The 18,790-nt window shown below is 62.5% G+C and carries 19 protein-coding genes and 1 tRNA gene; 12 read left to right on the plus strand and 8 right to left on the minus strand.

Annotation, left to right across the window (positions count from 1 at the left end; translation table 11 throughout):
- Positions 1-65: 65 nt before the first annotated feature.
- Genes D3M59_RS08940 through cysQ form a run of 6 tightly spaced genes read left to right on the plus strand, consistent with a single transcriptional unit; the run spans position 66 to position 6,600 of the window.
- The gene (locus D3M59_RS08940) at positions 66-1,667 is read left to right on the plus strand and encodes a carboxyl transferase domain-containing protein (protein WP_119533373.1); all 1,602 of its coding nucleotides are present in this window, start codon (positions 66-68) and stop codon (positions 1,665-1,667) included.
- On the plus strand, positions 1,667-2,143 hold the full coding sequence (locus D3M59_RS08945; RefSeq protein ID WP_158581985.1) for a nuclear transport factor 2 family protein: 477 nt from the start codon (positions 1,667-1,669) through the stop codon (positions 2,141-2,143). Before D3M59_RS08940 ends, D3M59_RS08945 begins: the two co-directional genes overlap by 1 nt.
- A complete protein-coding gene (gene bioB, locus D3M59_RS08950) occupies positions 2,140-3,129 on the plus strand; it encodes a biotin synthase BioB (RefSeq protein WP_233543206.1) in 990 nt (329 codons plus the stop codon). The genes D3M59_RS08945 and bioB overlap by 4 nt, the downstream gene beginning before the upstream one ends.
- Complete coding sequence (locus D3M59_RS08955; RefSeq protein ID WP_119533288.1) at positions 3,126-4,997, plus strand: acetyl/propionyl/methylcrotonyl-CoA carboxylase subunit alpha; 1,872 nt, start codon at positions 3,126-3,128, stop codon at positions 4,995-4,997. Before bioB ends, D3M59_RS08955 begins: the two co-directional genes overlap by 4 nt.
- Positions 4,994-5,773, plus strand: a complete 780-nt coding sequence (locus D3M59_RS08960) for an SDR family NAD(P)-dependent oxidoreductase (RefSeq protein ID WP_119533289.1) — start codon at positions 4,994-4,996, stop codon at positions 5,771-5,773. The genes D3M59_RS08955 and D3M59_RS08960 overlap by 4 nt, the downstream gene beginning before the upstream one ends.
- A complete protein-coding gene (gene cysQ / locus D3M59_RS08965; protein ID WP_119533290.1) occupies positions 5,770-6,600 on the plus strand; it encodes a 3'(2'),5'-bisphosphate nucleotidase CysQ in 831 nt (276 codons plus the stop codon). Before D3M59_RS08960 ends, cysQ begins: the two co-directional genes overlap by 4 nt.
- A gap of 72 nt (positions 6,601-6,672) precedes the next feature.
- On the opposite strand, the gene D3M59_RS08970 is transcribed toward cysQ, so the two are convergent.
- Positions 6,673-6,748, minus strand: a tRNA-Val gene (locus D3M59_RS08970).
- 69 nt (positions 6,749-6,817) lie between these two features.
- On the minus strand, positions 6,818-7,381 hold the full coding sequence (locus D3M59_RS08975) for a helix-turn-helix domain-containing protein (protein WP_119533291.1): 564 nt from the start codon (positions 7,379-7,381) through the stop codon (positions 6,818-6,820).
- Between the two features lie 287 nt (positions 7,382-7,668).
- Here D3M59_RS08975 and D3M59_RS08985 point away from each other — a divergent pair, with 287 nt between their 5' ends.
- Complete coding sequence (locus D3M59_RS08985; RefSeq protein WP_119533374.1) at positions 7,669-8,307, plus strand: glutathione S-transferase family protein; 639 nt, start codon at positions 7,669-7,671, stop codon at positions 8,305-8,307.
- A 61-nt stretch (positions 8,308-8,368) separates the two neighbouring features.
- Here D3M59_RS08985 and D3M59_RS08990 read toward each other — a convergent pair whose 3' ends face one another.
- The 4 genes from D3M59_RS08990 to rpsF all read right to left on the minus strand — a co-directional run bounded on the left by D3M59_RS08990 (position 8,369) and on the right by rpsF (position 10,273).
- Positions 8,369-8,752 (minus strand): hypothetical protein, encoded by a 384-nt coding sequence (locus D3M59_RS08990; RefSeq protein WP_119533293.1) that lies wholly within the window; start codon positions 8,750-8,752, stop codon positions 8,369-8,371.
- A gap of 255 nt (positions 8,753-9,007) precedes the next feature.
- Positions 9,008-9,625, minus strand: a complete 618-nt coding sequence (gene rplI, locus D3M59_RS08995) for a 50S ribosomal protein L9 (RefSeq protein ID WP_119533294.1) — start codon at positions 9,623-9,625, stop codon at positions 9,008-9,010.
- A 12-nt stretch (positions 9,626-9,637) separates the two neighbouring features.
- Positions 9,638-9,862: a 30S ribosomal protein S18 gene (gene rpsR, locus D3M59_RS09000; RefSeq protein ID WP_119533295.1), complete on the minus strand. Its 225-nt coding sequence runs from the start codon at positions 9,860-9,862 to the stop codon at positions 9,638-9,640.
- Between the two features lie 3 nt (positions 9,863-9,865).
- Positions 9,866-10,273, minus strand: a complete 408-nt coding sequence (gene rpsF, locus D3M59_RS09005) for a 30S ribosomal protein S6 (RefSeq protein WP_119533296.1) — start codon at positions 10,271-10,273, stop codon at positions 9,866-9,868.
- 188 nt (positions 10,274-10,461) lie between these two features.
- Here rpsF and D3M59_RS09010 point away from each other — a divergent pair, with 188 nt between their 5' ends.
- Entirely contained in the window at positions 10,462-11,577 is a 1,116-nt protein-coding gene (locus D3M59_RS09010; protein ID WP_119533297.1) for an acyl-CoA dehydrogenase family protein, read from the plus strand.
- 4 nt (positions 11,578-11,581) lie between these two features.
- Here D3M59_RS09010 and D3M59_RS09015 read toward each other — a convergent pair whose 3' ends face one another.
- On the minus strand, positions 11,582-12,412 hold the full coding sequence (locus D3M59_RS09015) for a nickel-binding protein (protein WP_119533298.1): 831 nt from the start codon (positions 12,410-12,412) through the stop codon (positions 11,582-11,584).
- Positions 12,413-12,505: 93 nt separating this feature from the next.
- On the opposite strand from D3M59_RS09015, the gene D3M59_RS09020 reads away from it, so the two are divergent.
- On the plus strand, positions 12,506-13,675 hold the full coding sequence (locus tag D3M59_RS09020) for an aromatic ring-hydroxylating oxygenase subunit alpha (protein ID WP_119533299.1): 1,170 nt from the start codon (positions 12,506-12,508) through the stop codon (positions 13,673-13,675).
- On the opposite strand, the gene D3M59_RS09025 is transcribed toward D3M59_RS09020, so the two are convergent.
- The gene (locus tag D3M59_RS09025) at positions 13,617-14,960 is read right to left on the minus strand and encodes an APC family permease (RefSeq protein WP_119533300.1); all 1,344 of its coding nucleotides are present in this window, start codon (positions 14,958-14,960) and stop codon (positions 13,617-13,619) included. The genes D3M59_RS09020 and D3M59_RS09025 overlap by 59 nt on opposite strands.
- Before the next feature lie 82 nt (positions 14,961-15,042).
- Here D3M59_RS09025 and fabD point away from each other — a divergent pair, with 82 nt between their 5' ends.
- From fabD to dnaK, 3 genes are all read left to right on the plus strand, one after another.
- On the plus strand, positions 15,043-15,981 hold the full coding sequence (gene fabD, locus D3M59_RS09030) for an ACP S-malonyltransferase (protein WP_119533375.1): 939 nt from the start codon (positions 15,043-15,045) through the stop codon (positions 15,979-15,981).
- A complete protein-coding gene (gene fabG, locus D3M59_RS09035) occupies positions 15,981-16,718 on the plus strand; it encodes a 3-oxoacyl-[acyl-carrier-protein] reductase (protein ID WP_119533301.1) in 738 nt (245 codons plus the stop codon). The genes fabD and fabG overlap by 1 nt, the downstream gene beginning before the upstream one ends.
- A 110-nt stretch (positions 16,719-16,828) precedes the next feature.
- Complete coding sequence (dnaK, locus tag D3M59_RS09040) at positions 16,829-18,769, plus strand: molecular chaperone DnaK (protein ID WP_119533302.1); 1,941 nt, start codon at positions 16,829-16,831, stop codon at positions 18,767-18,769.
- Positions 18,770-18,790: the final 21 nt, after the last annotated feature.

Genomic DNA, 18,790 nt, shown 5'->3' on the forward strand with positions numbered 1-18,790 from the left:
AAGTCGCTTTGGGGACGCTACGCGCGATGCACAGCAAGGTTTCGACGAACGGGGATTTGTCAGGGATGAGCGCACCGCGCCTCGACAGCAAGCTCGACCTCAACAGCGACGAATCGCGCGCCCGGGCTGCGCATAATCGCGCGCTTGCGGAGCAGCTACGTGCCGACGTTGCGGCGGCCGCACTGGGTGGCAATGAGAAAAGCCGGGAACGTCATGTGTCCCGTGGCAAGCTGCTTCCCCGCGACAGGGTGGAGCGGCTGCTCGATCCCGGCTCTCCCTTTCTCGAGATCGGTCAGCTGGCAGCCTGCGACCTATATAATGGCGAAGTACCCGGCGCGGGGATGATCGCGGGGATCGGACGGGTGGCCGGGCGGCAGGCGATGATCGTCGCCAACGACGCCACGGTGAAAGGTGGCACCTATTATCCGATGACGGTCAAGAAGCACCTGCGCGCGCAGGAGATTGCGGAGGCGAACCGGCTTCCGTGCATCTATCTGGTTGATAGCGGGGGCGCGAACCTGCCGCATCAGTCAGAGGTATTTCCTGACCGCGACCATTTTGGCCGCATCTTCTACAATCAGGCGCAGATGAGTTCGAAAGGCATCGCCCAGATCGCCTGCGTCATGGGCAGTTGCACTGCCGGCGGGGCCTACGTCCCGGCGATGAGCGACGAGAGTGTCATCGTCCGTAACCAAGGCACCATCTTCCTTGCCGGGCCGCCGCTTGTGAAGGCCGCAACGGGCGAGGAGATCAGTGCCGAGGAACTGGGCGGCGGCGACCTTCATGCGCGCAAGAGCGGCGTGGTCGATCATCTGGCGGAAAATGATGAGCATGCGCTGACCATCGTCCGCGATATTGTTAGCCATCTGGGGGACGAGACCGGGGCGGGCATCGAACCGCGCGAGCCGCGCCCACCGCTTTACGATACGGAAGAGCTTTACTCGATCATTCCCGAGGACGTCCGCGCGCCTTATGACGTGCATGAAATCATCGCTCGGATCGTCGACGGATCGGAATTCCACGAGTTCAAGCCGCTGTTTGGAAGCAGCCTGGTGTGCGGCTTTGCCCACATCTGGGGAATGCCGGTCGCGATCCTGGCTAACAATGGCGTGCTGTTCAGCGAGAGCGCCGTGAAGGGCGCACACTTCATTGAGCTCGCCTGCCAGCGGCGCATCCCGCTGCTGTTCCTGCAGAACATTTCTGGCTTCATGGTCGGCGGAAAATATGAAGCCGAGGGTATCGCCAAGCACGGCGCGAAGCTGGTCACCGCCGTCGCCACCGCGAGCGTGCCCAAGGTCACCATATTGATCGGCGGCAGTTTCGGTGCGGGCAATTACGGCATGTGCGGGCGGGCCTATTCGCCCCGCTTCCTGTTTACTTGGCCCAACAGCCGCATCAGCGTGATGGGCGGCGAGCAGGCCGCATCCGTGCTCGCCACCGTCCACCGTGACGCCGACAAGTGGACGCCGGACGAGGCAGAAGCCTTCAAGCAACCGATCCGCGACGATTATGAAGCACAGGGCAATCCCTGGCACGCGACCGCGCGGCTGTGGGATGACGGTATCATCGACCCGGCGCAAACACGCGACGTGCTGGGGCTGGCGTTTGCGGCATGCCTCAACGCTCCGATACCCGAACACCCGCAGTTCGGCGTGTTCAGGATGTGATGACCATGATTGACATGCTGTTGGCTATCGCCCTTCAATCCGTTGATCGACTTCCTCCGGCAGGACCGATGCCCGCGCCCGATTTCGATGAAGCCTCCGTGCTCGCGCCGATCAACGAGACATTTCGGGCGCTCGAGAAGCAGGACTCGGCAGCGCTACTTCGCCATGTCTATCCCGAAGGTCGAGTTACGGCTGTCGGTACGCTGCCGAGTGGCGCAACCGGCCTTCGCCTGTCGAGCTGGACCGAATATGCCGCGCGAATGAAGCCCGGCAATGGCTTCAAGGAGCGCATTACCAAACCGGCGATCGAAATGGACGGTGATATTGCGCTCGTCTGGGCGCCGTTCACGATCGAGCGGGACGGCAAGATCGTGAGCTGTGGCACCGACCATTTCGACATGGTGCGCCAAAACGACACGTGGAAAATTATGAATATTACCTTTTCGAGCCGAACCACGGGATGTCCCGGTCAATGACACGCACCGAATGGACCCGCGACGAGATCGCTTCGCTTTTCGACCTTCCGTTCACAGAGCTCGTTTTCCGCGCCTCCGAGATTCACCGCGCCAACCATGCGGCTGAAGAGGTGCAGCTTTGCACCCTGCTGTCGATCAAGACCGGCGGCTGTCCGGAGGACTGCGGTTACTGCTCGCAGTCAGCGCATGCCAATTCTGGGCTGAAGGCCGAGAAGCTGATGGATGTCGATGCCGTGCTCGCAGCGGCGGCGGAGGCCAAGTCGCATGGCTCCCAGCGCTTCTGCATGGGCGCGGCGTGGCGCGAGCCCAAGGACCGCGACATGGGCAAGGTCTGCGAGATGGTGGCAGGGGTGAAGGCGATGGGCCTGGAAACCTGCATGACCCTTGGCATGCTGACCGGCGAGCAGGCACGCAGCCTTAAGCAAGCGGGCCTCGACTATTACAATCACAACATCGACACCTCGCCAGAACATTATGGCGAAATCATCACCACCCGAACGTTTGGCGAGCGGTTGGACACGCTTGAAGAAGTGAGGGCTGCGGGCATCAGCGTGTGCTGCGGCGGTATCGTCGGGATGGGTGAGAGCCGTGAGGATCGCGTGGGGTTCATCCACGCACTCGCAACTTTGCCGCGCCATCCAGAAAGCGTGCCGATCAACGCGTTGGTACCAGTCAAGGGCACTGTGCTGGGCGACATGTTCGCTGGAGAGCGCATGATCGACGATATCGAGTTTGTTCGCACCGTGGCGGTTGCACGCATCGCTATGCCAAAATCCATGGTCCGCCTGTCGGCCGGGCGCGAAAGCATGAGTGAGTCGACACAGGCCCTCTGCTTCGTGGCCGGAGCGAACAGCATCTTCACCGGGGACAAGCTGCTGACCACCGCCAACGCAGGCGACAGCGCCGACGCCGCGATGTTCGCCAAGCTAGGGCTGAAGCCCATGGAGGCCGCGGAGCCGATGCGCGCGATGGAGGCCGCCGAGTGATCCAGTCGTTGCTCATCGCTAACCGGGGCGAGATCGCCTGCCGGATCATCCGCACCGCGCGAGAGATAGGGGTGCGCACGGTTGCGGTCTATTCGGATGCCGATGCCAAGGCACTGCACGTCCGCATGGCGGATGAAGCGATGCACATCGGACCGTCGCCGGCGCGTGAAAGCTACCTCGTCGGTCAGAAGATTATCGCTGCGGCTATGCAAAGCGGGGCGGACGCAATCCACCCGGGATACGGCTTCCTCAGCGAGAATGCTGATTTCGCCCAAGCGGTGATTGACGCGGGACTCATCTGGGTCGGTCCCAAACCGGACAGCATCCGCGCAATGGGCCTGAAGGATGCGGCCAAGTCGCTAATGGCGGAAGCGGGCGTTCCGGTAACGCCTGGGTACCTCGGCGAAAACCAGGACCCGGCATTCCTTGCCGAACAGGCCGCGACGATCGGCTACCCGATTCTAATCAAGGCGGTTGCGGGCGGCGGCGGCAAGGGCATGCGCCGCGTCGATCGGGCCGAGGATTTCATCGACGCGCTTGAAAGCTGCAAGCGCGAGGCAGCCAGCAGCTTCGGCAACGATGTGGTGTTGCTGGAGAAATACATCCTTTCGCCTCGCCATATCGAGGTGCAGGTGTTCGGCGACCGCCACGGCAACGTGGTCCACTTATTTGAGCGGGATTGCTCGCTGCAGCGGCGTCATCAAAAGGTGATCGAGGAAGCGCCGGCGCCCGGCATGGACAAGGCGACGCGCGAGGCCGTGTGCGGCGCAGCAGTGCGAGCGGCGCAGGCGGTGAACTATGAAGGTGCGGGAACGATAGAGTTCATCGCCGACGCGAGCGACGGCCTGCGCGCCGATCGTATCTGGTTCATGGAAATGAACACGCGCCTGCAGGTTGAGCATCCGGTGACCGAAGAGATCACCGGTCAAGACTTGGTCGAATGGCAGTTGCGCGTCGCCAGCGGTGAGAAACTGCCGAAGGCGCAAGACGAGCTGTCGATCAATGGCTGGGCGATCGAGGCACGGCTCTACGCCGAAGATCCGGCGAAAGGCTTCTTGCCAAGCGTCGGGCGACTCGAGCATTTCGACCTGGGTGTCGGTGGCCGCATCGAGACTGGCGTTGGGGAAGGTGACGCGATCTCGTCCTTCTATGATCCGATGATCGCCAAGCTGATTGCAACCGGGGACGACCGCGCAGAAGCGATCGCCGAGCTTGCGGGGATTCTGGACGAGGTCGAGGTCTGGCCGGTCCGGACCAATGCCGGTTTCCTGTTCAACGCCTTGCTGGACGAGGATTTTGGGGCCGCCCGGATCGATACCGCCTTCATTGAGCGCAAGCTAGTCGAGTTGGTGCCTGATCCGGAGCCGGACGAGGACATCCTGCGAGGCGCCGCGGCCATTTCTGTTGCTGTAGGCAACGAGGAATCGTTTGGAGAAATGGCCGGCTTCCGCCTCAATGCCGCCCCCAACCGCAGCGTCGCGTTGGGGAGCGGTGGGACATTTCGAACAATCGCGCTCGACGATGGAAAGCCGTTGGCGGCAGTATCGGGCTTTCGTGACGAGGAGCGCGTCGTCGCCTTTTACGAAGGCCAGGCCTATGAATTCGACCGCGCATCGCGTGGCAGCGTTGGGCATGGCGTTGCAGACGGAGCGATCCTTGCACCGATGCCGGGGAAAGTGACCAGTGTCGACGTCTCGCAGGGCGAAAAGGTTGCAAAAGGGCAACGTTTGTTGACCCTTGAAGCGATGAAAATGGAACATGGGCTGATAGCGCCGTTCGACGGCGTGGTCGCAGAACTGAACGCAAACGCAGGCGGACAGGTGCAGGTGGATGCACTGCTGGCCAGGATCGAGAAGGAAGACGCATGAAGATCGACGGAACTCCCGCAGTCGTCACGGGCGGCGCATCGGGCTTGGGCGAAGCAACCGCGCGAGCGCTTGCCGCCAAGGGTGCCAAGGTCGCTATCTTCGATCGAGACATCGAGAAAGGTGAGAAGGTTGCGGCCGAGATTGGCGGCATTTTTTGCGAGGTCGACGTGACGAGCGACGAGAAGGTTGCGGCGGCTTTCGAGAAGGCACGGACCGCGCACGGACAGGAGCGAATCCTGGTGAACTGCGCGGGTGTCGCCAATGCGGTGAAGACTGTCGGCAAGGACAAGGCGACGGGCGAGCTGAAGCGTTACCCGATGCACCAGTTTGAGCTGGCGATTGGCATCAATTTGGTCGGCACGTTCCGTTGCATCGCCAATTCGGCCTACGGGATGGTGTCGGCCGAGCCGATGGAAGACGGCGAGCGCGGCGTTATCATCAACACCGCCAGCGTGGCGGCGCAGGACGGCCAAATCGGCCAGGCGGCCTATTCGGCGTCCAAGGGTGGCGTGTTGGGTATGGCGCTGCCAATCGCTCGTGACTTGATGAATGATGGGGTGCGGGTGAATACGATCCTGCCGGGCGTGTTCAAGACACCAATGGTCGCGATGATGCCGCCTAATGTGCAGGACGCGCTGGGCGCCCAGGTGCCGTTCCCCAAGCGGCTCGGCATGCCCGAAGAATATGCGCGGCTCGCCTGTTTCATCGTCGAGAATGTCTACCTCAATGCGGAAGCGATCCGCCTTGACGGCGGCATTAGGATGGCGCCGCGTTGATCGAGGACGAAGCAGCTCTTCTCAATGCCTGCGTCGACGCCGCCCGGGCCGCCGGGGCGGAAATACTGAAGCTGGTCGAACGCGGTTTCGAGGTGGAAACCAAGATGGACGAATCTCCCGTCACGGTCTGCGACCGGGCGGCGGAGTCGATCATTTTGAAGGCGCTCGCCAAAGCGGCGCCGGGCGTGCCGGTGATCGCTGAGGAAGAGGTCGCGGCCGGGCGAATTCCGCAGCATGACGATATCTATTTCCTCGTTGACCCGCTCGATGGAACCAAGGAATTCGTGCGCGGCGGGGACGACTATACCGTGAACATCGGCCTGATCGTCGATGGGGAGCCGCGGTTGGGCGTCGTCTACCAGCCGGCATGCGACAAGCTTTGGGCAGGCATAGCGGGAGAAGACGCGTTCCTCGAGGATGGCTCGGGCCGCGTGGCTATCCGGACGAGGGAACTTCGCGAGGAACGGGCGGCCGTTGCCTCCAAGTCCCATTTTACGCAGGCGACGGCGGACTATCTGGCGGAGGCGATCGGGCTTTGCGATCATGTCTCCGTCGGCTCGTCGCTGAAATTCTGCATCGTCGCCGAAGGACGGGCGGACATTTATCCGCGGCTGTCGCCCACGAGCGAGTGGGACACGGCGGCGGGACATGCCGTGCTTCTAGGCGCAGGAGGCCGTGTCGACGGGCTGGACGGCAAGCCGCTGCGTTATGGAAAGACGGCCTTCCTTAACCGCGGATTCTGCGCCACCGCCGGATGGGAAGCACCAGCGATCGGGCCATATATGGAACCGTTCGCTGGCGGCGGCGAATTGCCGCAGGGCGTCTGATCTTAAGGCGCTGAGGCTGCATTACTTAGGGATTGGCGCCGACTACGATGCCGGCTTGGCTCACGACGTTAATGGTGGGCGCTGACGGGCTCGAACCGCCGACCCTCTCGGTGTAAACGAGATGCTCTACCAACTGAGCTAAGCGCCCGCACATGCGGAGGCGCGCCGATGCCACGCAAAGTGCAGTTGGGCAAGAGCTGCCGCACAAATGTCGCCGTTATAACGCCCGGACTAACTTCACCGTGACCGCGATCCAAGGCGGGTCGGTGACGACTTGTTGGCGGCCGCCGGCACCCAGAGGCAGGAGGTGGAGCTTGCCGTCTTCGCGGCCGATCAGGCGGCCGAAAAGAAAGCGGCCGGCCGGGCGGGGCAGGACGACGTCGCGATTCAGCGCGCGGCCGTAATCTTCCGCTTCAAGCCGTTCGCACCAGATTTCGTCGCCGGCGCGGTAATCGCCGATGCTGGCCGACACGGTCATGGCGATCTGACCCGGGCCGACCTTGGGCGGAACGACCAGGGCATGGCGCTTCGGGGCTGTAGTGCCATTGGCTCCGAGGACAGCAACGACAGGAAGCTCTGCCCGGTCCGGGTGGTCCACGAGATCCGCGGCATCGACGCCAAGCGCCGATGCGATTCGGTTCAGCCAGCCCACCGATACGGTGCGCGTGCCGGTTTCCAGGCGGCCGATAGTTTGTGGCGTCGTCGGCGGGCTGCACGCCTTTGCGACATCGTCGAGCGTCATTCCGCGCGCGCGGCGCACTTCCCGGATGCGAGTGATCATGAACGGGGTTCCTTTAGTACGCGAACCAATGTGGTTTCATCCTCTCCTACAGTTTTGCTGCTGTGCCAAGCCAATCTGACTCAAAAGCCGGATGGAGAGAGCAGGGCGGAGGGTGAACCCGACAATTGTTGCAGCCGAACCGGGAACGGGGCGGGCGGCGAGGGCATACGCGACGCGGAAATGACCCTCGCGGGCCAGTGCGGGGAACAGCTGCTACGCGGCCTCGCCCTCGACCGCGTCGCAGACTATTATCGGATTCGTTAATGCTCCACGAAAGGCAATCGGCCATGATCCTCTACGGTTCGACCATGTCGCCCTATGTCCGCAAGGTTGCTGCCTATGCCGCCGAGAAGGGCATCGAGCTGGAAATGAAGCCCGTAGGCATGGGCGATCCCGACCCCGCGTTTCGCGCTGCCAGCCCGTTCGGGAAAATGCCGGCACTGGTCGACGGCGATTATGGTTTGGCCGATTCCAGCGCGATCATCCACTATCTGGAAGCGCGCTTTCCGGAGCCGCAACTGGTCCCCGCTGACCCGCGCGAGCGGGGGCGGGTCATCTGGTTTGACGAATGGGCCGACACTATCCTGTTTGCTTGCGGCGCGAAGATGTTCTTCAATCGCGTTGTTGCGCCGCGTTTCCTGGGGCGGGAAGGAGACTTGGCGGCGGCCGATGCCGCCGAATGCAACGAGCTCCCGCCCTTGCTCGATTATCTGGAGGGCGTCATCCCGGACAGCGGGTATTTGGTCGGCGGCCGATTGACGCTGGCCGACCTGGCGGTGGCTAGCCCCTTTGCCAACCTGCGCCTGATGAAGGTCGACATCGACGAGGCAAGGCATCCCAAAGTGGCGGCCTATACCAAGGCCATTCTCGCGCGCCCGAGCTTCGCGCGGTTCGTGGAGCGCGAGATGGCGTTCCTCGCTAGGTAACGGGCAAAGAAAAGGCCGCGCCCGGCTAACCGGACGCGGCCCAACTTTCAGCGGTTAAGACTTACTTCCCGTCGGGAGCGCCCTGGCCGTCCTTGCGGAATGATTGGTCGTCATCCTTATTAACGAGTTCGCTGCTCGTGTCCTGCGAGCCCTGCGAGCCGACAAAGCCGCTTCCTGCTTCGCCCGTCGATTGTTTGCCGAGCGAGGAGCCTTCCACGTCGCTACGCTGCTGCGTAGCGGTTTCACCGAAGCCCGACTGGGCCGTGCTCGACTGGTCCGACTGACCGGCCGGCGATTGCTGCGACTTGTCGAATTCAGCCTGGCTGCCCTCGCCCGATTCCGGCTGGCGATCCGAGTGCGTAGAGGAAGGCTGTTGCTGCTGCTGCGACTTGCTGATGTCGGAGTGACTGGCGGTGTTGGGGTTCTGGTTGTCGCGATTTTCCATGCTGCATTTCCTCCGTATCTGACCCCACGCTCCTGCCCTGATAAACCAAGGAGTCGGGGCGGCCGTTCCCCTCGTCACGGAGGCGTTGCGACCAGTCGAGGACCATGTCGGGAAGCCGACAATCGCAACGGCGGAATTGCGCCATCGGGCGCGGTGAGGTCCAAGCGGCCTTTGCGACGAGCCGATTAGGCGGACACGAAAAAAGCCGCCGGGCACCGGGCCCGACGGCTGATTTCTTGGTCGAAGGAAAGGGCCTTAGGCCTCTTCGCCCTCTGCGGCAGCTTCAGCCGGAACGGCTTCCGCTTCGTCAGCCTCGGCAATGGTGCCAGGCTCCGCATTTGGATCATAGGCTTCGGTGAAGCCAGCCTCGTCGCGTTCGAACATGGACGCCATCACGTCGACGCCCTGCGCCTGCAGCTCGGCCTCTTCGGGCGAGCGGGCGACGTTGACCTTGACGGTCACGCTGACTTCCGGGTGAAGAGCGACCTTCACCTCGTGCATGCCGATAGCCTTGATCGGCGCCTTGAGCACGACCTGGCTTTTAGCGACCTTGGCGCCTTCAGCTTCCAGCGCCTCGACGATGTCGCGGGCCGAAACCGAACCGTAAAGCTGGCCGGTGTTGGACGCCTGACGGATCAGCTGCACGGTCTTGCCGTCGACGTCCTTCGACGCCTTTTCGGCATCCGAACGCTTGGACGCATTGTCGGCTTCGATCTTGGCACGGTTGGCTTCGAAGACCTTCTTGTTCGCCTCATTGGCGCGCAGGGCCTTCTTGTTCGGCAGCAGATAGTTCCGCGCGAAACCGTTCTTGACGGTGACGACGTCGCCGATCTGACCGAGCTTCTCGACACGTTCGAGCAGGATGACTTCCATCTCTAGCTCTCCTTACTTCACGACATAGGGAAGCAGGCCGATGTGGCGGGCGCGCTTGATCGCCTTCGCCAGCTCACGCTGCTTCTTGGTCGACACCGCGGTGATGCGGCTCGGGACGATCTTGCCACGCTCGGACACGAAGCCCTGCAGCAGACGAACGTCCTTATAGTCGATGCGGGGGGCGTCCTTGCCCGAGAAGGGGCAGGACTTGCGGCGGCGGAAAAACGGACGTGCCATGGATTAAGCCTCCACTTCTTCGCGCTCACGGCGCGGGCCGCGCGGGCCACGGTCGCCCCGATCGCCACGCTCACCACGTTCGCCGCGGTCTGACTTGCGCATCATGGCCGAAGGGCCATTCTCGTGCTCGTCTACGCGGATCGTCATGAAGCGGATGATATCTTCGTTGATGCCGGTCTGGCGTTCCAGTTCGGCAAGCGCCGGAGCCGGGGCATCAATGTCGAGCATGACATAATGCGCCTTGCGGTTCTTGGCGATCTTGTAAGCGAGGCCGCGCAGGCCCCAGGTTTCGGTCTTGACCACCTTGCCGCCGTTGTCGGCGATAATCTTGGTGGCGTTTTCCGCGAGCGCATCGACCTGTGCCTGGGCAAGGTCCTGGCGCGCGAGGAAAACATGCTCGTAAAGCGGCATGTTTATGCACCTATGTTGGCCGATCGCTGACGCCCGCACCATGCGAGACGCCCCTCCGGCTGTCGTTCAAACATTAAGGCCGCGCGAAGACTGGCTCCGGCGGCTGGCGGCCCTATGCCGGAAAGTGGTTCCAAAGGCAAGCCGCGCGGGGACTTGACCGGCGAGGGCAATCGGCGGCCAATGCGGCTATGACGACTCCGATCGACTGGGCGGAGCGTGCCCGGGATGTAGCCGGGATTGTCCGCGGCCATGCCACGGCCCACGACGAGGACGACAGCTTTGTCTCCGAAGGCTATGCGGCGATTAAGGAAGCCAGCTTGCTGAAAGCGATGGTGCCGGTAAGCCTCGGCGGGCACGGCGCCTCGATCGGCGAAATCTGCGAGGCGATCCGGATTATCGGGCAGGTCTGCGGTTCGACCGCGCTGGCGTTTTCCATGCACAGCCACCTCGTTGGGACGGCCGCGTGGCGCCTAACTCACCAAGGTGCGCTTACGGAGCCGCTGCTGCGCAAAGTCGCCGAGGGCTGTGTGCTGGTATCGAGCGGGGGCTCCGATTGGCTGCAAAGCGGCGGTACAGCCACCAAGACCGAGGGCGGCTTCCTGGTCACTGCGCGCAAACCCTTTTCCAGCGGATCGCCCGCGGCCGACCTGCTGGTGACCAGCGCTGTTTACGACGACCCCGAGGTGGGGCCGACGGTTCTCCATTTCGCCGTTCCGCTGAAGGGCGAGGGTGTCGAATATGTCGAGACGTGGCGGGTTATGGGGATGCGCGGTACGGGATCGAACGACATCGTGCTGAAAGACGTGTTCGTGCCCGACGCTGCGATTTCGGGCCGGCGGCCGAAGGGCAAATGGCACATGCTGTTCCACGCCATCAGCATGATCGCGCTACCGTTGATCTACTCCGCCTATGTCGGTGTCGCCGAAAGCGCGCGGGACAAGGCGGTCGAGACTGCTAGGAAGCGACCGCCCGACCGGCACTTGCCGATTCTGGTCGGCGAGATGGACAATGCGCTTCGGGGCGCGCGGCTGGCGCACGGACGGATGGTTGAGTTAGCCGATCATGGGTCGCCGGGTCCCGATACGACCAATGAAGTCACTAGCCTTAGGACCTTGGTTGGTAATGGAGCGATCCGGACGGTCGAGCGGGCGATGATGGTCGCGGGCGGATCGGCCTTTTACCGGTCGTCGGACATCGAGCGGGCGTTCAGGGATGTACAGGCTGCCCGCTATCATCCGCTGCAGGAGAAGGTTCAGCTGGAATATTCCGGGCGAATGGCGCTCGGCTGGGATATCGACGGCTAGCGGATTAGCAGAGGATGCGCACCGAGTGGGTGTGCACGGGCGCCTCGAACCCCTTGATGTCGCGCGGTCCTGCATTGTCGAATTTTAGGCCCTTCCCGATGCACAGGTCGGCGATCACGTTCGAGACAAGCACCTGACCCGGGTCGGCCTGCGCGCACAGGCGTGCGGCGAGCTGGACTGTGGAGCCGAAAAGATCGTCGTTCTGTTCTACCGGCTCGCCCGCGCTAATGCCGATGCGGACCGTCACCGGGTGATCGACCTCTTCATTGTGATCGCGCAGCGCGGCCTGGATCTGGCAGGCGGCACGTACGGCGCTGGCAGCGGAGAAGAAGGACGCCATGATGCCGTCGCCGGTGTGCTTTACCTCCTTGCCGGCATTGGCCTCGAGAGCATCGCGAACAATCTTGTCGTGAGCATTGAGCACGGCGAGCGCAACATCGTCACCGAAACGCGACGTGATTTCAGTTGAGCCGACGATGTCGGTGAACATGACAGTCCGTACACCAGGATCACGTGGGCCCGTCGCAGCGCCGGGGATTAAGGCGGCGCCACCGGCGTCGAGGGCGGAATGCCCCATGAAGCTGTCGACTAGTTCCGGATCAACCTCGATCAGCTTTTCAGCGACCATGCCGTGCGCCTGTTCATGGACGCAGCGGGCGGCTTCCGCCGACGGCGCCTCGACAAGGCAGAACAGTTTTCCGCAATCCTGGTTGAACCAGTATTTCAAATATTCGACATCGTAACGGTCCTGGATTTCCAGATCGGAGATATGCGCTTTGGCAACGTCCTCCGCGTTGGCCCCGCTGACCGTGTGGATGTCCATGTAGAGCGGCATGGGAATTGGCCTCCCCCGTTACGCTAGATTGCATACATTTATTTGCGCAGCGGGCCAATTGCCGTGAGCGGCGTCCGGTGGCATTTTCTGGCGATGGCAACCTCATTGAAGTCCGTCGCCCCGACGCTCGATCCGCTCGACGGCGTCAGCCTGCCAGGCTGGCTTTACCACGACCCCGAGTTTTTCGAGGCCGAGAGGAAGGCCTTCCTTCGCGCGTCGCCTCAGGTCGTGTGCCATGAAAGCGAGATCGCCAGTGCCGGCGAATGGCGATCGATCGATTATCTCGGCGAAAGCGTCATCGTCATTCGCGGAGACGATGGCGAGGTGCGGGCCTTTACCAACGTTTGCCGCCACCGAGGATCACGCCTTGTCGACGGGGAAGGCGGGTGCGCGAAGGTGCTGACCTGCCCCTATCACGCGTGGAGCTACGGCCGCGACGGGCGGCTGGTCGGAGTCATGCACCGGCATGAGTATCCCGGGCTGCAAACGGATAAGCTTGGGCTCGTGCCAGTCGCGCTGGAAAGTTGGCGGGGATTCCTGTTTGTTAGGCTGGAAGAGGGCCTGCCGAGCGTCGCAGAGATGATGGCGCCGTACGACGAGGAAGTGGCGCCTTACCGGTTCGAGGAACTGCGGGCGATCGGGCGAGTGACGCTTCGGCCCCGGGCGCTCAACTGGAAGACCATCGCCGACAATTATTCCGACCATTTACACATTCCGGTCGGCCATCCCGGGCTGACCCGTCTATTCGGCAGAAGCTATGGTGTAGAGGCCGGCGAATGGGTCGACCGGATGCAGGGCGACCTTCGTGAGGACGAGTCCGGTAACCCGTCGGAGCGCGCCTATCAGCGGCTGCTGCCAGACACTCCGCACCTGCCGGAGAGCCATCGACGCAAGTGGCTTTATTACAAGCTGTTCCCCTGTATCGCGTTCGACATTTATCCGGACCAGGTCGACTTCATGCAGTGGCTTCCAGTTACGGCCACCACGAGCGTGATCCGCGAGATCAGCTATGCGCTGCCCGACCACCGCCGCGAGATGAAGGCGGCGCGCTACCTCAACTGGCGGATCAACCGGCGGGTGAATGCCGAGGACACCGAGCTGATCGCTCGCGTGCAAGAAGGCATGGGTAGCCCCAGCTATGTCCCGGGCCCCTTGGGCGTATCGGAAGTATCGCTTCGAAGCTTCGCGCAGAAGCTGCGGCGGCTTATTCCCGAGGCGCGGCTGGAGCGTCCGCCATCGCCGGGCTGGGCCCGGTCGAACTGAAGCGGCGCGACAGCCAACGGATCGGCAGGCCCACGAGCGCTAGCGCAACGCCCCACAGCGTTGCTTCCAAACCGGCGCCGACGAACATCGCCAGAGAGTAGATAAGGGCAATAACTGTGATCCCAGCCCAGCGGCCGGTGGCGCCCAGCTTCAGCGCGGCGGCGGAGCAAACGGCGTAGAGGACAAGCGACGCAACGGTCGAAATCAGCGCAATGAAAACATAGACTGAGACGAAACTCTCCGACGTGCTCGCCAGAACCAGGATGGCAGCCACTACGGCGCCGACCAGCAGGGAGCCGACCGGAACTCCGGCCGCATTTGTCTTGCGGAACAGAGCGGGAAGGTCGTTAGCGCCGGCAATTGATTGCCCGACCTCGGCCGAGAGCAGCAGCAGCGCGTTGCACGTCCCGAATGCGCTGATCGCGGCAATGACGGCGACGATAATGCCGGCGGTAGAACCCATGATCGGCGCAATGGCATCCGCGAAGGGAGCGCTGCTCTTTTCGGCCAGTACGCTGGGCAACAGCATCAAGGTAGCGACCGTCGCGGTGAGGTAGATAATGCCTGTAAAACCCGTGCCTAAAATTGTCGCGCGTGGCACGGTGTGGCTGGCATCCTCAGTCACATTCGCGGTCACGGTCGCTGCTTCGAAGCCGGTCAGCGAGAAGAGCATCAGGGCAGCGGCGGCCGCAATGCCCCCTAGCGTGACGGGTACGTTCTGCAGTGGCTCGACCGGCGTGCCGCTGCCGAACCGCGCCGCGACCAGCAGCACCACCGCGAACAAAGGGATGACCTTGATGAGCGTCGCAGCAAGCTGGACCCAGCCGGCCGAGCGCGCGCCGGTGAGGTTGATGAGGGTCAGGATAGCGATCGAACCCAATCCAACGATCGTCAGGCCGGTGCCGGACGCTGCCCCCGGAACGACGTGGCCCATGGCGCCGGCAACGGCAACCGCCACGGCCGCGACCCCGGTCCATTGGGAGATGAGGTAGCTCCACAAAGTAAGAAACGCTGATGTTTCGCCGAACGCCTGTTGCACATAGGCGAATGGACCGCCCGGGATTTTTGCCGACAGCTTGGCGAAGGCAACGGCCAAGCACATTGTGCCGCCAATGGTGATTAGGAAGGCGATCACCAGGTTGGGGCCATAAGGCGCCAGCGTGGTCGGCAGCAGGTAAATGCCCGATCCGATCATCGTTCCTATGACCATCGCCATGCTCATCCAGCTGCCAAGGCGCTTGGAGGGAGGAGGTGCTGGCGGCAGAATGTCGGGCTGGTCGGTCATTCCGGCGGGCTTTGCACTGTTGGGCGGGGTTGGCAATCTACGATCCCGGGCCTAACCGCGCCACGACGCAAAGGGGAGAATGATGCGAGCATTTCTATTTCCCGGCCAGGGTAGCCAGTCGGTCGGCATGGGCGCGGCGCTGGCCGAAGCAAGCGCCACCGCGCGCGAGGTTTTCGGCGAAGTCGATGAGGCGCTGGGTCAGCACCTGTTCAAGCTAATGCGCGAAGGTCCGGAGGACGACCTCAAGTTAACCGAAAACGCGCAGCCGGCGATCATGGCGCACGCACTTGCTGTCTATACCGTACTAACGCGCGAAGGTGGGTTGTCCCTTGAGAAGGCAGCGCATTTCGTCGCGGGGCACAGTTTGGGGGAATATTCTGCGCTGGCGGCGGCGGGCTCGTTTGACCTCGCCACAACCGCGAAACTGCTGAAACTCCGCGGGCAAGCGATGCAGGCGGCGGTACCCGTCGGTGAAGGTGCGATGGCCGCTCTGCTTGGTGCCGACCTTGAATTGGCGCAGCGGATTGCTGCCACTGCGGCCGAGGGCGAAATCTGCACGGTCGCAAATGACAATGATCCCAGCCAGGTCGTGCTTTCGGGGCACAAGGGTGCAATCGACAGGGCCATTGCGCTGGCCAAGGACATGGGCGCCAAGCGCGCCGTGCCGCTGCCGGTATCGGCGCCGTTCCACTGCCCCCTGATGCAGCCGGCTGCGGATGCAATGGCGGACGCGCTGGCGAAGACCGAGATCGGTGCTCCTATTGTCCCGCTCTACGCCAATGTCACTGCGCAGCCGGTGGCCGATCCCGCTACCATCCGCGACCAGCTGGTCGAGCAGGTGACGGGCATGGTTCGGTGGCGGGAGAGCATCGCCAACATGGCTGCTGCCGGCGTCGAGGAATTCGTCGAGCTTGGCGGCAAGGTGCTCGGCCCAATGGTTAAGCGCATCGCGCCGGATGCAAAGGTGACCAGCGTGGTCACGATTGAAGATATTGAAGCGATTGCGAAGGAGCTCGCCTGATGTTCGATCTTACCGGAATGACGGCGCTGGTGACCGGTGCGAGCGGTGGCCTTGGCAGCGCCATCGCAAAGTCGCTGGCGGTCCAAGGTGCGCGACTTGCGCTATCTGGCTCGAATGAAGCGAAGCTGCAGGCGTTCGCGAAGGAACTGGGCGGCGACCATGCGACGCTGGTCTGCAACCTGTCCGACCCGGGTGAGGTCGATCAACTCGTCCCGCGCGCGGTGGAGGCGCTCGGCAGGATCGACATCCTCGTCAACAATGCCGGAATCACGCGTGATAATTTGGCCATGCGCATGAAGGACGAGGAGTTTTCCGACGTTCTGAAGGTGAATCTCGAAGCCGCGTTCCGCCTAATGCGTGCGGCTATGAAACCGATGATGAAGGCCCGCCACGGCCGCATCATCAACATTACCTCGGTGGTCGGCGTGACCGGTAACCCGGGACAAGCCAATTATGTTGCCTCCAAGGCGGGGCTCATCGGCATGTCGAAATCCTTCGCACAGGAGGTCGCCAGTCGCGGAATCACGGTCAACTGCGTCGCGCCGGGTTTCATGACGTCTGCGATGACCGACGCACTGACTGATGCGCAGAAAGAAGCCATCCTGTCCAAGATTCCGACGGGCGCGATGGGAACGGGTGACGACATTGGAGCGGCTGTCGTTTATCTCGCGTCGAAGGAAGCCGGATATGTTACCGGCCAGACACTCCACGTGAATGGTGGGATGGCAATGCCGTAAGGGCAAGCTATCGCCCTTGTCGCTTGAAAACACGTCCCTATATCGCCGGCAAGTTCAATACGCGGGCGCACCGAAAGTCGCGTCCAAGGGGCAAGTAAGAGGGTAAGAATATGGCGAAAGTGATCGGGATCGATCTTGGTACGACCAACAGCTGCGTTGCGGTCATGGAAGGCGGCAAGCCAAAGGTCATCGAGAACAGCGAAGGTGCGCGCACGACGCCGTCGGTCGTTGCTTTCACAAAGGACGGCGAGCGCCTGATCGGGCAGCCGGCGAAGCGCCAGGCGGTGACCAATCCCGACAATACGATTTTTGCCGTAAAGCGTCTGATCGGACGCCGGTTCGATGATCCGATCACCAAGAAAGACACCGAGCTGGTGCCCTACAAGATCGTCAAGGGATCGAATGGCGATGCTTGGGTGCAGGCGGGCGGCAAGGATTATTCGCCTTCACAGATTTCGGCCTTCACGCTGCAAAAGATGAAGGAAACCGCCGAGGCTTATCTCGGCGAGACGGTCACGCAGGCAGTCATCACAGTCCCGGCCTATTTCAACGACGCACAGCGCCAGGCAACTAAGGACGCCGGCCAGATCGCGGGCCTTGAGGTCCTGCGTATCATCAACGAGCCGACAGCGGCCGCGCTTGCGTATGGTTTGGAGAAGAACGACGGCAAGACCATCGCGGTCTACGACTTGGGCGGCGGCACGTTCGACGTTTCGATTCTGGAAATTGGCGACGGCGTGTTCGAGGTGAAGTCGACCAACGGCGACACCTTCTTGGGCGGCGAGGACTTTGACGCGAAGATCGTCGAATATCTGGCTGACAAGTTCAAAGCGAAGGAGGGCATCGACCTCCGCACTGACCGCCTCGCGCTCCAGCGCCTCAAGGAAGCCGCGGAAAAGGCGAAAATCGAACTGTCGTCGGCCCAGTCGACGGAGATCAACCAGCCCTTCATCACCGCACGCATGGAAGGCGGAGCGACGACCCCGCTCCACCTCGTCGAAACCATCACTCGTGCCGACCTGGAAAAGCTGGTCGCTGACCTGATCAACCGCACGCTCGAGCCCTGCAAGAAGGCGATGAAGGATGCCGGCATCGACGCCAAGGGCATCGACGATGTTGTGCTGGTCGGCGGTATGACCCGCATGCCGCGCGTTCGGGAAGTCGTGAAGGAATTCTTTGGCAAGGAACCTCACACCGGCGTCAATCCGGACGAAGTCGTCGCGATGGGCGCTGCCATCCAGGCTGGCGTGCTCCAGGGCGACGTCAAGGACGTTCTGCTGCTCGACGTGACCCCGCTGTCGCTGGGCATCGAGACTCTGGGCGGCGTGTTCACCCGGATGATCGACCGCAACACGACAATTCCGACGAAGAAGTCGCAGACCTTTTCGACCGCGGACGACAACCAGAATGCGGTGACCATCCGCGTCTTCCAGGGCGAACGCGAAATGGCGGCGGACAACAAAATGCTCGGCCAGTTCGACCTGGTCGGCATTCCCCCGGCGCCGCGCGGCGTTCCGCAGATCGAAGTGACGTTCGACATCGACGCGAACGGCATCGTTAACGTTCATGCCAAGGACAAGGGCACGGGCAAGGAACAGCAGATCAAAATCCAGGCTTCCGGCGGCCTGTCCGATGCCGACATCGAAAAGATGGTCAAGGAAGCCGAGCAGTTCGCCGATGAGGACAAGAAGCGCAAGGAAGCGGCAGAGTCGAAAAACCAGGCCGAAAGCCTGATCCACTCGACCGAGCAGCAGCTCAAGGAGCATGGCGACAAGGTGGACGCGTCGTTGAAGGGCGAAATCGAAACCGCCGTTGCCGAAGCCAAGACCGCAGTCGAAGGCGGCGACGCGGAAGCGATGAAGACCAAGACCGAAGCGCTTGCCCAGGCGGCGATGAAGCTTGGTCAGGCGATCTACGAAAAGACGCAGGCCGAAGGGGCAGACGCGACGGACTCTGCGGGTTCTGCCGACGCCACCGCCGAAGCAGCTCCGGCTGAGGAAGAAGTGGTCGACGCCGAATTTTCGGAAGTCGACGACGACAAGAAGGCCTAAGGGGTCATGACAATGGCGGCG

The sequence above is a fragment of the Sphingomonas edaphi genome, from assembly GCF_003583725.1.
Lineage (GTDB): Bacteria > Pseudomonadota > Alphaproteobacteria > Sphingomonadales > Sphingomonadaceae > Sphingomicrobium > Sphingomicrobium edaphi.